This window comes from Oceanobacillus sp. FSL K6-0118 (assembly GCF_038006665.1).
Lineage (GTDB): Bacteria > Bacillota > Bacilli > Bacillales > Amphibacillaceae > Oceanobacillus > Oceanobacillus caeni.
The window spans coordinates 1,703,842-1,719,415 of record NZ_JBBOVR010000001.1 but is presented as its reverse complement, the minus strand read 5'-3'; the positions used below and the strand labels follow the sequence as shown (position 1 = coordinate 1,719,415).

The following is a 15,574-nucleotide window of genomic DNA, read 5'->3' as shown; positions in this document are numbered from 1 at the left end:
AAATCCCCCTTATTTAAAAACAATGCTTTCCATTTTTTTAATTAATTGCCGAGCTCTTTTTTTAACGGAGTGGTTTTCGTAAATAAAATGATAGCCTTGTTCAGCAATTTGCTGTCGTTTAGTTTCATTCTCTAAATAGTATGCAGCCTTCTCTGCAAAGTTGTTTTCATCGATTGGAACAAAGTGTGTACCCGGAATAAAACCAAGATCCTCCAGTTCCTTGAATGTAGGTGCTAAAAGTAACGTATTACATGCTAAAACCTCAAAATATTTCCTAACAGGATAATAATATATTGATGGACATGTAAAAAAGATCTTGGCTCGATTTATCTCCTTAGCGTAATAGGAGCCAATAAAATGTTGGGTTTCTTCCTGTTCATTAAATGACTTATATCCCGGATGCTTATGGTAAACAAAATTAGAGTCTTCTTTATATGTGTTACGTATTTTTTTTCTTAATGGATAAATATCGTTTACCGCCCCCATCATTAATAGATGAATATTCTTTTGTTCGTGATAATCCCTATAAATTTTTGTATTCACAAAATGAGGAAACCATTCCATTTTATATTGAAATTCTGGGTAAATTTCGATGAATTTATCTCGAGCTATCGTAAATAGAAAAGGTATTTTATTTTTGGAAATAAAATTTCTCCGAAGATTTGTGAATCGATGAACGTCATTAATAAATAGTCCTACGGGAATGTCAATGTTTGCTAACCCCTTAATTCGGGGGGAGAATTTTTTGCCTATATCATTTAATACTAAAATAAAATCTGGTCGGATAGATAATTTTTTGAGAATAGAACTGATATGTCCATTTTTTCTCCAGAATGTGACATGTGCTAGTTTAACAAGCTCCTGTTCAAGATAATAAAAATTTTTATTCAAGAGTTGGGATGTATCTTCAGCAATAAATAATATATGAATCATACATTCACCTTCTAAATGATTAATAGTTAAAAAGCCAAACTTAAATCTTTTCATTACTAACGTCCATATCAATTATTGAATAAATCATAATATACATTAGGAGTTCAATTATGAGGAGGTTAAGCATGAAAGTCGGCGTAATTGGAATCGGTAAAATGGGTGAGAATCATGTTCAAACTTATTTATCCCTTCAAAACGATTGCGAACTCGTGGGCATATACGATACAGATGAAGAGAAAAGAAATGAGATCGCTAATAAGTATCAGGTTAAACCTTTTCATTCTTTAAATAACCTTCTCCGTGCAGTCGATGCTGTGAGTATTGCTGTACCTACAGAATTTCATTATAAAGTCGGCTTATCTTGTATTGAGCATAACGTACACATGTTGATGGAAAAACCAATTACTAGTACAGTCGATCAAGCAAGAGACTTGATTGATCGGGCAAAAAAAGCTGGCATTAAACTTCAAGTAGGACATATTGAACTATATAACCCATTAATACAATTTCTTAAAAATAAATTACAAAATGAAGAAATTATAGAGATTATGCATTTTAGAATGAGTCCATATGATGATAGATTAAAAGATATTGATGTGGTTAAGGATTTAATGATCCATGATTTATATATATTGGATGAACTCCTTACAGATAGCTATGGTGAGTTGTATACCGTTGGAAAGGTGATAAATGGCATTCCCGAACACGCTGTTACTATAGCTCAATCCTTATCAGGTGTAATAGTTCACTTAACAGCCAGTTTTAAATCTAGTAGAAAAATTAGAACAATTAAAGTTCTCACGAAAGACGCTCTCTTTGAGACTGATATTTTAAATAATGTAATGAAGATTTCTCGCTCTATTCAAGAGGATACCAGTAGCGCTTCTGTACCAATTATGGAAACTATTCAATTTGACCATTCCATACAACCATTAAACGTACAGTTGCTGGATTTCATTAACTGCATTAAAAATGATCAAAAACCTAATGTGCCCGGAGAAGAAGGAATGAAAATATTAATTTTGACTAATAAAATAAGTGAATCCATTATCCACTCAAATAAAAACAAGGATTAATAAATAGGTATTCCCTATTATGAAAGGAATACCTATTTTTTTATGGAATGATCAATGTTGAATGCTACATTTATATACTACCGTCTTTTTTTCCTTTTTCTCCCACAGCCACAACCTGACTTTTTCTTTCTTTTTGAATACGTTGCTCCTTTTAATTCCTTTTTTGATTGGTATTTCTCTTTCATTTCCATACCTCCCTGCTAATTTTAATAATCTGTGAGTCTATTTACTACAGATTCCAAAAAACCTGCCGCACCAGTAATTGCAAGAACGATAATGATAAATTCCATAACTGTTGGCCAAACATCATAAAACACTAATAGTAAAACTGCACACCATATTCCAGCGCACCAATAACAGCTAAGTAATTCCCCTATCCATTTCTTAATCCCATTACCTTTAACTTCTATATATGTTACAACCGTTCCATCCCCTTCTACTTCCTCCACTTCTTCTAAGAATGGCGATCTTAAAAATGTGGTTATTTTGTCAAAAACAATCAATCTAGTTAATCGAAATGTTGCCAATGCTAACAATAAGAATTCGAATCCGGATAAATTCATTTCATCAACCTCTTCATTAATGTTAGAAGGACTTATCGTATTATATGTGTTTTAGGAGCAATTGTTATAGGCTCACTAATCAGATAAATGGACGTTCAAAAATACAACATAGCTATTAAAGACATGTACGTATGGATTCAACAAAGATTTTGTCCATTTCAACTTAGGAATCTCATCCTTACACGTGCCCAATTTACCCCAATCTAGACGTATACCCATATCATACAAACGCCCGACACATATAGTAATATTGTAAATCACTTTGGAGGTGATGTTTAAATGAGTAATGTTGAAGGTGGCTATGGTGGAGGCTTTGCCTTACTTGTAGTATTGTTCATACTATTAATTATTGTGGGCTCAGCTTACGTTGCCTGCTAAAGTAAAATAAGGATGGTTTCTTAAATAAATAAAAGGAGGAATTCAATAATGGGCTTCGGATGTGGATGTTACGGATACGGTGGTTACGGCTATGGTGGTTATGGACGCGGAAACGGATTTGCGTTAATCGTTGTTTTATTTATCCTTCTAATAATCGTTGGTGCAGCTTGGCTGTAAATTCTATCATTTAATATTGTTTAAGAAGGGAAACCATCCAACTGGTTTCCTTTTCTAATGATGGAAAATAGGGAAAGTAACGACTATAAGGAATAGGTAACCTTTACGGGCAGTTCATCTCCCACCTACCTTCTTTGTTTCCTTAGAAGCTTGAGGTGGGTTAAACAAGAATTTTTCTATCTATGTGTAAAATAGTTCTCGGGGATTTGAAACAAAATTCTAGAAAAAAAAGAAAAGGCGCTCTATCATAAATGTATGCTGACCGGCAAATACATTTGAAAGAGGCCTTTTCATGAATACAATTATATCAAAAATCAGCGAATTATTAAAGGATACAAATGATTTAATTGACTTTGAGGAACATGTTCAAATTTATGTATATGATCTCCTTACTAAACTGATGGGGAGCGTATTTACACAACTTAATCAAACGATAAAAAGAAGAATGCAAAGTAAGGGTTGGACGGTTGAACGAGAAGATGAAAAGACAATTCAGTTTATCTTTGGGGCAGTTCGTTTTACGCATACATTAATGCACGATATCAATGGGAAAGCGCATTATCCTTTTGATGAGTGGGTTGGATTTAGAAAATATCAGCGACATAGTCCTTTAGTTGAAGTAAAAGTGGCGGAGTTGGCTAGTGAGAGTACGTACCGAGAAACTGCACGCATATTAAGTGAATGGACTGCCGTGAATCTTAGTCATACGACAGTGGGAAGTATGGTGAAGCGTGTAGGAAAAGCACAAGCGCAAGCTGATGAAGAATTGTTAGCTGAATTAGAGGAAGCTGCCTATTTACCAAAGGGGAAAGAATTGGAATTTTTATTTGCCGAGGCAGATGGTGTATTTGTGCGTGGGACTAAGGAAAAAACAAGTCATGAAGTACATCATGCAGTGATCCATGAAGGTTGGATTAAAAATGGAAAGCGCGTATCCCTAAAGAATCCACAAGTTATTATGACAACCAAACCAACAAATGATTTTTGGAAAGAAGTCCAGGCGTTTACAGCTAGTCATTATTCCTTAGAAAATACACAAGTTGTCACCAATAGTGATGGTGGTCCCGGTTATACGGCAGAACGTTTTCAAGAGGCTTTCTCACAGTCTAGTTATCCTGTTTTAAATCAATTGGATTCCTTTCACATTTCTAAAGCACTGAATCGAACTTTTGGAGTTAAAAAGAGCGAGTTTAAAGAAGGTGTACAAAAGGCAATCAAAGAACACGAACTGGATGATTTCATACGTTGGATGGATACATTGGAGAGCACTTTAGAAACGGATAAGCAGTTAGAAAAGGCCGAGGATTTTCGTAGATATATTGGCGGTAATTGGGATCGAATTTTTGATTGGAGAGAAAAAGTTGAGAATCCACCAAAAGAGGCAAGGGGCATGGGTGCAATGGAATCCAACCAACGACATATTTCATTCCGAATGAAAAAGCGTGGAATGCATTGGAGTTTAGAAGGTAGTGAGGCAATGGTGAAGATCAAACAAGGGATTCTAAATAAAACATTACGATCCGTCTATTTGAGAGACCAAAGGCGAAGTGTAAGAAAACAACGAGACGTGAAAAAAGTGGTTCGTATGACTGAATTTCTACGCCAGGAAACCCAGCCGTCAATTGGAGCAAAACAAGGTAAAATAAGCCTAAATACAGCTCATTCATCAGCTATTGGACAGTTAATAAAAAGTTTTAGATAACACCCTGATTTTTAGGTAAGGTTCTTGGTTTTTAGAACGTTACCTAAAAATTGGGGACAGCAAGCGACAAGGGTCGCGCGGTAGCCGAAAAAGTGTACAAAAATAGAGTGCCGGAAATATTGGTGTGAAAGACACACCGAGAAAAACTTGACACATACATTTTTCTATTATCTATTTGAATTTCAACATTTCTTAAGCTAAACTTAATATACGAATCTTAAATAGAGATAGGTGACAAAATTGACAGATTTCACACATTTTAATGAACATGGCCGGGCTAAAATGGTTGATATTTCGGATAAGAAAGAAACAGCACGAAAAGCCATTGCTAGATCTAGTATCCAAATGAAAAGAATCGTTTATGAAAATATCACAGAACAAAAAAATAAAAAAGGAGATGTTTTGTCTGTCGCTCAAGTTGCAGGTATAATGGCCGCAAAACAAACATCTACTTTAATACCGATGTGTCATCCCATTCCAATAAGTGGAGTGGATTTATCATTTGAATGGACTAACATCGAAAATGATACATACGAACTTATGATTAATGCCGAAGTAAAAACAGTAGGGAGTACAGGTGTTGAAATGGAAGCATTAACAGCAGCTTCTGTTACTGCATTAACTGTATACGACATGTGTAAAGCCGTTGACAAAGGGATGATTATTGGACAAACCTACCTTCTTGAAAAAAGTGGGGGGAAAAGCGGAAATTTTAAAAGAAAAAATAATTAAAGAGGTTGGGACAAAAATGTTTTATAAAAAAAGAAATCCGAACTTTACAGAAGTTATGGAGTAGATAAACCGCTCCGGAAATATACTTCGCTAATTCTGTGGGATTGTTCGTCATTTTAGTTAAACATTTCGTTATGTCCCAACCTCTTTTATAATTGATCTGATTTCATTCGATTAATGATCAAAAGCAATACAAATGAAAAACTTATACTAACAAGAACGTAGTACCAGGCGATGCTTGTAGCTCCAGTTTCTATTGCAAGATATATAGCTGTCGGGATAGTTTGCGTTTTTCCTGGTATATTTCCTGCAAACATTAATGTCGCACCAAACTCACCAAATCCCCTTGTAAAGCCAAGCACCAATCCAGTGACAATGGAGCGAGATGACAAAGGCAAAATAATCCTAATTAATACGGACCAATCATTTGCTCCATCCACCTTGGCTGCTCCAATAATAGTTTGATCTACTGACAAAAAACCTGTCTTAATAGATTGATAAATTAAAGGAAAAGCAACTACTAAAGCTGCAATAATAGCTGCTGTTGAAGTAAATAACACACTACCTCCAGTTACCGTCTCAATGGCTTGTCCTACCCAACTGTTTTTACCAAATATTACAATGAGAAAGAAACCAATAACTGTTGGTGGTAATACCAATGGCAAGAAGAATATCGTCTCTATAATTGCCTTGCCTTTCCTGTCTTTCTGTATCATCCAAAAAGCTGAAACGACAGCTAATAGAAATGCAATTATTGTTGCTACGCTTGCTACATAAAATGATAATTGAACGGGTTGCCATGACCATTGCATTTCTCTTTCACCTACTCTATTCGGTCCTTTTCATCCTCATTTTTGAACACTTATTGTAAATTGAAATCCATACTCTTCAAAAACTTTTTTAGCTGTTTCACTTGATATAAATTGATAATAGGTCTCTTTTGCTTTTAATTTAGCTTCATTTTCTTCGCCATTGTCAATAATTGCAGCATAATATTTGATTGGTGAGTGAATACTTTTGTCAAATTCCTGTAAAATATGAACGTTATCTGCCCGATTTACATCGCTTGAATATACAATACCTACATCTGCTGCACCTTCACGAACTAATGTGAGAACTTGGGATACATCCTTTGTTGTAACAAGACGATTCTGCTTTTCTAATGTGTCCCATGCTCCTAAGTTTGTTAAAGTTTCTTGTGCATATGTACCTGCTGGAACTGCTTCTGGCGTGCCAATCGCAATAGTCCCCTCACCTGCTAAGAATGAATCAAAAGATGATACTTCCGCTTCATTTTCCGAAATAAGTACAAGATTATTGGAAAGGATAGCTTCCCCTTCCATTACCCTTTGCTGTTCTACTAATTTTTCATAATCGATACTTGATGCCGATATAAATAAATCTATTGGTGCACCTTGTTCAATCTGCTTTCGTAGGGATCCGGAACCACCAAAATTGTATGAAATTTGAATTTCGGGATGCTCTTTTTCAAATGTATCTTGTAATTGCAGTAGAGCATCAGTTAAACTAGCAGCAGCCGAGATCGTTAATTCTATTTTCCCATCGCTGTCTTGCTCTTCAGATGAACATCCTGACAAGACAACCATTATTATAATCAAAATAAGTATGCTACATTTTTTCATGTTGCGGCTCCTTTTTAACGACCTATATCTTTATGAATCTCTTTAACGATATGCCCTAACTCAGGTAAGATGATTTGTTCCATTGCTAGTGTAACCGCACCGGTCGATCCTGGAATTGAAAATATAACACAATGATTCGCAACGCCACAAGTTGCTCTAGATAGAATACTCGCTGTGCCAATATCATGTTGAAAACTTAAATATCGGAATAATTCACCAAAGCCTGGCAGTTGTTTGTCAAATAATGGCTCAATCGATTCAATGGTTACATCACGATGAGAGATACCTGTCCCTCCATTTACAATAACTGCATCTATCTTTTCACTATAAATCGCTTTTTCCACAGCTAGTCGTATTTGATCACCTTCATCAGGTACTATTTGATAAAGATTGACTTGATGATCATATTTTTGTAAAAATTCCTTTATTTTTTTACCACTTTTATCCGTAGTTTTAATTCTTGTATCACTAACCGTAATGACAGCACATGAAATATGTTGTGATGCATGTTTCCGATGATCTGCCAGCATCTTGAACACTCCCTATCCTCATTTTATTCTTCAGTTTCAATCCATTTCTCATAGTCCGATCTTCTATTTATATTATAAAAAGCCTTTTCTTCCTCCATCGAAACATACTTTACTCTGCATTTTTTTAATAGCTCTTGAACAGATAATGTATTACTCTTGAGTTGAAGTTGAATAAGTCTTTTCACACGATAGTGATAGATGGAAAGGAGTGGTTGAATTTTACCCGAAACCACTGGGATTATGGCGTCAATATTTTTGTCCCTATGTAAAAGTAATGATTGGAATATATTTCCATTAATAAAGGGAACATCAATGGGAGAGATCACATACCAATCCCCTCGTATATATTCCATTCCACTAAAAATACCTGCTAAGGGGCCTAATCCCTCATACTCCTTCTTATCTGTTATTATAGCAAAATTCACTTCTTGCTCATAAAGAAATTTACCTATTAGGGTTGGGTTCGTAACCAATACGAAAGAATCCACAACACTACTCAAAGCATCAATAGAGTATTGATAAAAATATTTTCCATCCTTCCTCGCAAAAGCTTTTGGAGAACCAAATCTTCTTGATTGCCCTCCAGAAAGTACAATACCTATTATTTTATCTTTCATAATAAAACCCCATTCCATATAAAAGATTCACAAATTCGTAACCGAAAAGTTCCAAAATCATTTTTATTCAATGATAAAATAATGGTAGGAAATTGTTAGTTATGCAGACTAATGATTCCATACGTTCCATTTGCAATCAAAGGAGATGAAAGATTTGCAAACAAGTGTGTTATTAGATGCGAAAACGGAAGAAGATTTAATTTCTCCAGATCTCCGGGCACTATTAAATTCCATCAGTACCCAAAAGGTGATGGATGAGGAAACCTATCTTTTCCATGAGGGTACCGAAGCAGAAGAAATTTTTATCATTAAATCAGGACTCGTCCAAATCTCAAAGTTAACTGCCGATGGTAAAGAAATGATTTTACGAATTTGTAAACATAACGATATTATTGGTGAATTAACTTTATTCTGTAATGACCCCAAATATATACTAAGTGCAAAAGTTATGGAACGTGGTGAGGTTCATGTTATACAGAAAGAAATGTTAGAAAAGGCACTTATGACCAATAATGAGTTAACGTTTGAATATTTAAAATGGACCAGTAATCACATGAGAAAATATCAGTCCAAAATAAGGGATCTATTATTAAACGGGAAGAAAGGTGCCTTATATTCCACCCTTATCCGTCTTTCCAATAGTTACGGAGTTGTAAAGGACGAAGGAATATTAATTGATCTAGTTTTAACTAATCAAGAATTAGCTAAATTTTGTGCCGCAACTCGGGAAAGTGTCAATAGAATGCTTGTTGAATTAAGAAAATTAGATGTTATATCAATGGATAAAAGTGGTAAAATACTATTAAAAGATATCGATTATTTACGAGCAAAAATAGGCTGTGAAAATTGCCCAATCGAAATATGCAATATTAATTAAGAGATTAGAAAAACTCGCATTCACTAGTTCTTTAGCGAATGTGTTAGTTTTTCTTATACTTAGGCTTTTAACATTTTTACTTTGTCGGTTCACTTCCCGCTAACATTTTATACTTCCTAACGTATAAAATGTTATTTCTTTTTTTATTCTTTTAATCTCATTTCTTTCCATATCCATTGGTAAATCCTTTCCATCTCTGTAATATGAAATAAAGGAAAAGGACAGAAATTCTGTGTTAAAGGAATTCTACTGATGACGACCTTAATATTACTAACTTCTTCAACTAATCTAATGTCCTCTTCTTGACTTATTAGCACGATTTTTGGATATTTTTCCTTTTTAAATCCTTCGATTAATAATAAATCTACCTGCATGATTTTGTAAATTTCAATCATTTCACTTAGTTTCCAGTTTTTCTTGGATAATTGAAATAACCCATCTCCCTCTACACCTGCAATTAAAGATCCAGCACTCCGATGTTTTTCACTATCTGTACTACCTATTCCTTCTGGTACCCCACCATGGCCATGGTGTTTCAACGATGCTGTTCGAACTCCAATCGATGTAAAATACTCTATAAGTTTTGTTGTTAAGGTCGTTTTTCCACTATTTTTATAGCCGACGATTTGTAAAACAAACATTTAACCACCACTAACTGGGGGAATAAATGCAACTGTATCTCCAGATTTAACAATATCACTTTCCATTGCATATTCTTCATTTATTGCCGTCATTACTTGGTCTAATTGTAATAGACCATATTCATTTTTTATTTTCTTTTTTAACTCCTTAACTGAGATGGATTCTTCCTCCAATTCCAGTTGATCCTTCCCTACCTTTTCTTGTAAATCAGCAAATAATAAAATATGAATCATCTTTACACATCCTTTATATTTGGACTTCCGCTTGGGTAGACAGCGGTTTCCAATTGATCTCCTATCCATGTTTCGCCATCTTCCCAATGTTCCTTCTTCCATATCGGTACTATTTGTTTAATGCGTTCAATGGCATATTCATTTGCTTCGTATGCTGCTTTTCGATGTGGAGAAGACACAGCAATGACGACTGCAAGATCAGAAATATCTAGATGCCCAATACGATGAGTAATAGCAACCTTTGTGTTGGGCCACTTTTCTTCTATTTCATCACCGATTTTAGTAAGCATTTTTACTGCCATTGGTTTATACGCCTGATATTTCAAATAGACGGTACGCTTTCCCTTCGTCCATTCACGTACAGTACCCATAAAAGTAGTAATAGCCCCTGCTTCTCTTCTTTTCACTTTTTCAATAATCGCTTCTACATCAATAGGCTCTTCAACGATTTCAAATAATGAATCAGTCATATTTTCTCTGACTCCTTCTCGTATTTACATCCATTGTTGTAAATTTTTCCATTGTAGTACCTTCTTGGTCTTCTAATAATATAACAGAAACCTCCATTCCAGCCTCATATCCACGTGTCCCCCCTGGTAGGACAATAAGAATATTAGCTTCAGCTAAAGAGGAAACAACGTTTGACTTGTCTAAACCGACCGGTGTTGCAACTAAACGACCACTTTCATAAGTTAAATGACCTCGAACAAAACGATCAAATGGATTGGGCTTAGGAAAATCAGACCCAAGAATGGCAACTTCTTTTTTCAAAAATGCATTTGTATGATGTAAGAAAGTTCGAATGATAGGTCGAGTATAAAGTTCAAAACCAACATAGCAAGCAGAAGGATTTCCAGAAAGACCATATAATAGCTTTCCTTCTATTTCAGCAACCGTTGTTACACTCCCTGGTCTCATCCCAATTTTATTAAATAAAACATTGGCATGTAGCTTGTTATATATTTCCGGTAAATAATCATAATCACCAACAGATACTCCACCTGTTGTTATTAAAATATCCACTTGACTCAGAGCATTTGCGACTTGGTTAAAGCATGTTTCAAACTCATCACTAAACTGACCAAAATAGATAGGCTCTCCACCCGCACGAATAATTTGTGATTGAACCATGAAAGCATTACTATTTCTAATTTTTCCTGGTTGTAACGGCTCATCAACACCTAATAATTCACTTCCAGTAGCTATGATTCCAATTTTAGGTTTCTTACTTACTGGAACCTTTTTATAACCGAATGTCGCAAGTAACGCAACAATACCAGGATTAATAAAGGTACCCTTCCTAACAAGAGATGTTCCTTTTTTCGTATCTTCTCCGGTAAAAGAAATATTGTCACCGGACTTCACATTTCTTTTCAATTGGATAAAAGACTTATGATCATTCTCAAACTCTTTCACCACTTCAAACATAACAACTGCATCACAACCATCGGGAATTTGTGCACCTGTCATGATCCGAACCACTTGACCTTCCGTTACTGTATCTTCAAAAACACTTCCTGCACCAATTTCTCCAACTACTTCTAACTCGATGGGATTGGCACTGGAAGCCGCTATTGTGTCTATAGAGCGTATAGCAAATCCATCGTATGGGGAACGATCAAATGGAGGTACATGATGATCGGCGATTAAATCTTCTCCTAAAAAACGGCCATAACTGTCTTCTATCGGAACATATTCTACCTTTCCACTTGTTGCAAAGTTCATCACTCGGGAAATAGCTTCATTCACTTTTATTGGTTTTCTTCTTTCTACCACGTTATTCACCTTCATCCTGCTAACTGATAATAGATACTTTTCGCTTTTTCAATAGAATTGGTCCCATGTATTAACGTTCTACCATCTTGAAAGAAAACAAGTCGATAAGACTCATATTCAATAGAAATTAAAAAGTCATTTACTTTTACTGGCGCAATTCTTTCCAAACGTTCTTTTAATAGATTTAAATTTTGCTTTTGGGATGTCCTAATTTGAACTGTATTTCTTCCACAAAGCACTTCTGATTTGGTTGTAGATTGATAATCTAAAGCTGGATAATTTGGATTTTCTCCACAAGCTGGGCAAGTCTGTTTTTTCGCCCTATCTACCTTCATCATATGGTAGTGATTATTCCATAAATCAAAAGTAACTAGTGAGGTACGTAGAGATTTTTGATTTTCGATTAAAATTTTTAGGGCTTCTGTTGTTTGATGAGCAACTACCATCTGAACTGCAGGTGAAATAATGCCGACTGAATCACATGTAGCTCCGGAAACGGGAATTGCATCTAGTAAACATCTTAGACATGGTGTTTGATTAGGTAAAATCGTATAACTCATTCCCGTACTTCCTACACATGAACCAAAAATCCAGGGAATAGAATACTTTTGTAACATATCATTAAGTAAAAACCGGGTATCAAAATTATCGGTTGCATCCATAACCAAATCGATACCTGTTAATAAAGGTTCCAGAGACGTTACCGAGGCATCCATGACATGTGCTTCTATGTCAATCTCTGAATTAATCTCTTGTAATCTTTTCTTTGCTGCAATAGCTTTTGGTATTTGGTTGTAGACATCTTGTTCTGTATATAGTTGCTGTCTTTGTAAATTACTTATTTCCACATAATCCCGATCAATCAGTGTTAATTTACCTACACCAGCACGAGCTAAGTTATCTGCGTTTGCGGAACCAAGAGCGCCACAACCAAGAATAAGCACATGTTTTTCGGATATTTTTTGTTGTCCTACTTTTCCAATTGGCTTAAATAACATTTGCCGTGAATATCTTTCCATCTACTTGTTCCCTTTCTATCCGCCAATATAAGACATTTCAATTTTGCTTCTACTTTTTGCTGATTCTTCTGTCCGTTCATCGGAATATCGGTCCGTACGATTATTCCATATACGTATCACTTCATCTTTAATCTCCAGATCCGATTTATCCGAACGTAAAAGCTCTCGAAAATCAAACCCATTTTCAGCAAATAAGCAAGTATACATTTTTCCATCCGCTGCAATTCTTGCTCTTGTACAAGTAGAACAAAATGATTCCGAAACAGAAGTGATAAAACCTACTTCTGTATTCGTTCCTACATAACGATAACGTTTAGCAACTTCACCAAGATAATCCGGATCAACTGGTTCCAAGTCAAATTGTTCGTTTAACTGTTCGTAAATTTGTTTTTTCGTAATAACTTTACTAAAATCCCAGGAATTTGTTTGTCCGACATCCATAAATTCAATGTATCTTAATGTGATTCCTTGTTCTTTAAAATAAGCCGCCATAGGAACAACCTGGTGATCATTCATTCCTTTTTTAACGACCATATTCACTTTCACTTCAAGTCCAACTTCTTTTGCTTTCTGGATCCCTTTAAGAACACGTTCCGGTCCTACACCACTATCATTAATAGATTTGAATAATTCGTCATCTAATGCATCCAAACTTACATTGACACGCTTAAGTCCAGCTTCTTTTAATTTTTCAGCTAAATGACCTAATAAAGAACCATTTGTTGTTAATCCGATGTCTTCCAACTGATCGATTTTGGTTAATTTACTAATTAATGTTGGCAAATCCCTTCTCATAAGGGGCTCTCCACCGGTTAATCTAATTTTTCTAACACCTAGATCTACAAAAATTTTAGCTAACCGCTCTATTTCTTCAAAGCTTAATAATTGTTCTCTAGGCATAAATACAAAATCCCTGCCAAAAATCTCTTTCGGCATACAATAGGTGCATCTAAAATTACAACGATCAATAACAGAGATACGAAGATCCTTTAACGGGCGACCGAATTTATCTGTAATAACTGACACTTTGGATCTCTCCTTTTAGGGGTGGTTCCTTTTATCTATCATAAGAATAGTATATATTATTGTATCTGGCTTATCTGTTAAAAATGTCACTTAGTCTATTAATACATCATTATGATTAATATAGAACTTATTTCATGAATATGTCATTTTTTCTTATTTACTAATTTCACAAATTTATCTTCATACATTTTTCTTTTTGATGGCTGATTATTTCTGTTATAAAATTCGATGATTCCTGCTAAAGATTCTTCTAACAGTTCTTGATTACGAGTCTTTTCTATCATATTAAATCCTTTTACGTAACATATCTCCGCCTTATTCAAATCTTGATTAGGTAGATTTTCATAACAGTATGCTAATCGAATATATGTTAGCCCTTTTTCGTCTCTACAGTTCGGAATCTTTTCATAGATTGCTAGTGCATCTTGGTAATGCGTAAAAGCAAGTTCTACATTTTCTTGCTCTAAATGATTAAATGCAATTGCCTGTAACGTATTTCCATAGGCTATAGAATTTTTACGCCCTTCTTGTTCCAAACTTTGTAAAAACTCATCAAATACTTTCTGTGCTTCACCATAATCTTTTTTATCAGAGTATATTTTTCCTAATGCGTATAGAAATTGCATGCGAATTTTGGGAAACGCGTTAGATAATGGTAATCCTCTTTCCAGGTATTCCTTTGCCTGATCTAATTTAAACGTCCGGATAGAAATAGTACCGATTTTTGAATAAATATAAACAATCATGAAATGACTTTCTTCATATATTTTTAATAATTCGTTCAGTGCTTGTTTGTAATAATTAATTGCTCTGGGGAAATTCCCCATATTTTCATCAATTTCTGCTAACATTAAAACCGCTTTTGACATGTCTAAAGGATTTTCTTCAGGTAACTTGGCCATTAACTTAATTGCATCTGTAATTATTTTTCTTGCTTCTTTTAGATCAATATAAAAGTGAATCTCACCTATTTTTAATAATTCCCTAGCCTCTAAACGTTTATTATTATTCATTTGATAAGCTTCCATCAATTGTTTGTGTAGCTTTAAGGCACTTTGATAATCTTCTATTTTGATATATATGTCAGATAATTCATAAATAGTTGATAACAGTACGGGATGAGTTTCAGTTAATGACTCTCTAAAGTAATTCACTGCTTTTTCATACTGTTTCATTCCGTTCTCTATATTTTCTTCCATTAAAGAAACTCTAGCTAAACTGCTGAAAATCGTTCCATACGTATACGGATCTCGATATTCATGGTTATCTAATACCGCTAATAATTTAGCAAGTTCCATTCGTGCATTAGATTCTTGACCATACTCCATCTCTAAATAAGCATAATCCAAGTATGTATCAATGATCATTTCTAAATGGTTATTTTCTATTTTTTTTGACAAACGAAGCGACCTGCGACAATAGTCCCCTGCTTTATCATAATTTTTAACTTTACAATAAAATTTACCTAACGTGCTTAAAGCATAGAATTGCTCTTCGACTGTTAAATTTTGCTGCTCGAGATGGATTTCCAATTCTTTTATTTTTTCTTTTACCTTTTCTGTATCGCCATCAATAATCGTTTCTCTAATGTCTTCATAATAATCGAGGGGAGAATCTATTTTCATGATCATACTTTATCACTTCCTGTCT

General features: G+C 34.7%; 18 protein-coding genes and 1 pseudogene. 6 read left to right on the top strand and 13 right to left on the bottom strand.

Going from position 1 to position 15,574, the window contains the following annotated elements; all coding sequences use genetic code 11:
* Window positions 1-9 precede the first annotated feature (9 nt).
* Complete coding sequence (locus MHI02_RS08905) at window positions 10-987, bottom strand: glycosyltransferase (RefSeq protein WP_257456787.1); 978 nt, start codon at window positions 985-987, stop codon at window positions 10-12.
* Between the two features lie 71 nt (window positions 988-1,058).
* On the opposite strand from MHI02_RS08905, the gene MHI02_RS08900 reads away from it, so the two are divergent.
* On the top strand, window positions 1,059-2,009 hold the full coding sequence (locus MHI02_RS08900) for a Gfo/Idh/MocA family protein (RefSeq protein WP_047186271.1): 951 nt from the start codon (window positions 1,059-1,061) through the stop codon (window positions 2,007-2,009).
* Between the two features lie 206 nt (window positions 2,010-2,215).
* Here MHI02_RS08900 and MHI02_RS08895 read toward each other — a convergent pair whose 3' ends face one another.
* Complete coding sequence (locus MHI02_RS08895) at window positions 2,216-2,572, bottom strand: DUF1360 domain-containing protein (RefSeq protein ID WP_047186272.1); 357 nt, start codon at window positions 2,570-2,572, stop codon at window positions 2,216-2,218.
* A gap of 279 nt (window positions 2,573-2,851) precedes the next feature.
* On the opposite strand from MHI02_RS08895, the gene MHI02_RS08890 reads away from it, so the two are divergent.
* From MHI02_RS08890 to moaC, 4 genes and pseudogenes are all read left to right on the top strand, one after another.
* A complete protein-coding gene (locus tag MHI02_RS08890) occupies window positions 2,852-2,950 on the top strand; it encodes a YjcZ family sporulation protein (RefSeq protein WP_084824110.1) in 99 nt (32 codons plus the stop codon).
* 93 nt (window positions 2,951-3,043) lie between these two features.
* Window positions 3,044-3,127, top strand: a pseudogene (locus MHI02_RS08885) (YjcZ family sporulation protein); the annotation flags it as partial.
* 292 nt (window positions 3,128-3,419) lie between these two features.
* Window positions 3,420-4,829: an ISLre2 family transposase gene (locus tag MHI02_RS08880; protein ID WP_047183902.1), complete on the top strand. Its 1,410-nt coding sequence runs from the start codon at window positions 3,420-3,422 to the stop codon at window positions 4,827-4,829.
* A 240-nt stretch (window positions 4,830-5,069) separates the two neighbouring features.
* Window positions 5,070-5,561 (top strand): cyclic pyranopterin monophosphate synthase MoaC, encoded by a 492-nt coding sequence (moaC, locus tag MHI02_RS08875; protein WP_047186273.1) that lies wholly within the window; start codon window positions 5,070-5,072, stop codon window positions 5,559-5,561.
* A gap of 149 nt (window positions 5,562-5,710) precedes the next feature.
* Here the strand turns inward: moaC and modB are convergent, their stop codons facing one another.
* Genes modB through mobA form a run of 4 tightly spaced genes read right to left on the bottom strand, consistent with a single transcriptional unit; the run spans window position 5,711 to window position 8,351 of the window.
* Window positions 5,711-6,373 carry a molybdate ABC transporter permease subunit gene (modB, locus tag MHI02_RS08870; protein WP_047186274.1) on the bottom strand — a complete coding sequence of 221 codons (663 nt, stop codon included), beginning with the start codon at window positions 6,371-6,373 and terminating at the stop codon, window positions 5,711-5,713.
* A 36-nt stretch (window positions 6,374-6,409) separates the two neighbouring features.
* On the bottom strand, window positions 6,410-7,204 hold the full coding sequence (gene modA, locus MHI02_RS08865) for a molybdate ABC transporter substrate-binding protein (protein WP_047186275.1): 795 nt from the start codon (window positions 7,202-7,204) through the stop codon (window positions 6,410-6,412).
* A gap of 14 nt (window positions 7,205-7,218) precedes the next feature.
* Window positions 7,219-7,734 (bottom strand): MogA/MoaB family molybdenum cofactor biosynthesis protein, encoded by a 516-nt coding sequence (locus MHI02_RS08860; RefSeq protein WP_047186276.1) that lies wholly within the window; start codon window positions 7,732-7,734, stop codon window positions 7,219-7,221.
* Between the two features lie 23 nt (window positions 7,735-7,757).
* Window positions 7,758-8,351 carry a molybdenum cofactor guanylyltransferase gene (gene mobA, locus MHI02_RS08855; RefSeq protein ID WP_047186277.1) on the bottom strand — a complete coding sequence of 198 codons (594 nt, stop codon included), beginning with the start codon at window positions 8,349-8,351 and terminating at the stop codon, window positions 7,758-7,760.
* 250 nt (window positions 8,352-8,601) lie between these two features.
* On the opposite strand from mobA, the gene MHI02_RS08850 reads away from it, so the two are divergent.
* Window positions 8,602-9,228 (top strand): Crp/Fnr family transcriptional regulator, encoded by a 627-nt coding sequence (locus tag MHI02_RS08850; protein ID WP_370447408.1) that lies wholly within the window; start codon window positions 8,602-8,604, stop codon window positions 9,226-9,228.
* A 143-nt stretch (window positions 9,229-9,371) separates the two neighbouring features.
* Here MHI02_RS08850 and mobB read toward each other — a convergent pair whose 3' ends face one another.
* The 7 genes from mobB to MHI02_RS08815 form a co-directional block, all read right to left on the bottom strand.
* On the bottom strand, window positions 9,372-9,869 hold the full coding sequence (gene mobB / locus MHI02_RS08845; protein ID WP_047186279.1) for a molybdopterin-guanine dinucleotide biosynthesis protein B: 498 nt from the start codon (window positions 9,867-9,869) through the stop codon (window positions 9,372-9,374).
* Window positions 9,870-10,103: a molybdopterin converting factor subunit 1 gene (gene moaD / locus MHI02_RS08840; protein WP_257456801.1), complete on the bottom strand. Its 234-nt coding sequence runs from the start codon at window positions 10,101-10,103 to the stop codon at window positions 9,870-9,872.
* Window positions 10,104-10,105: 2 nt separating this feature from the next.
* On the bottom strand, window positions 10,106-10,573 hold the full coding sequence (locus MHI02_RS08835; RefSeq protein WP_341165854.1) for a molybdenum cofactor biosynthesis protein MoaE: 468 nt from the start codon (window positions 10,571-10,573) through the stop codon (window positions 10,106-10,108).
* The gene (locus MHI02_RS08830; protein ID WP_341166107.1) at window positions 10,566-11,879 is read right to left on the bottom strand and encodes a molybdopterin molybdotransferase MoeA; all 1,314 of its coding nucleotides are present in this window, start codon (window positions 11,877-11,879) and stop codon (window positions 10,566-10,568) included. The genes MHI02_RS08835 and MHI02_RS08830 overlap by 8 nt, the downstream gene beginning before the upstream one ends.
* Before the next feature lie 11 nt (window positions 11,880-11,890).
* Entirely contained in the window at window positions 11,891-12,898 is a 1,008-nt protein-coding gene (locus MHI02_RS08825; RefSeq protein WP_047186283.1) for a MoeB/ThiF family adenylyltransferase, read from the bottom strand.
* Window positions 12,899-12,913: 15 nt separating this feature from the next.
* Window positions 12,914-13,924 (bottom strand): GTP 3',8-cyclase MoaA, encoded by a 1,011-nt coding sequence (gene moaA, locus MHI02_RS08820; RefSeq protein WP_257456806.1) that lies wholly within the window; start codon window positions 13,922-13,924, stop codon window positions 12,914-12,916.
* 143 nt (window positions 13,925-14,067) lie between these two features.
* Window positions 14,068-15,555: a tetratricopeptide repeat protein gene (locus MHI02_RS08815; protein WP_047186285.1), complete on the bottom strand. Its 1,488-nt coding sequence runs from the start codon at window positions 15,553-15,555 to the stop codon at window positions 14,068-14,070.
* Window positions 15,556-15,574: the final 19 nt, after the last annotated feature.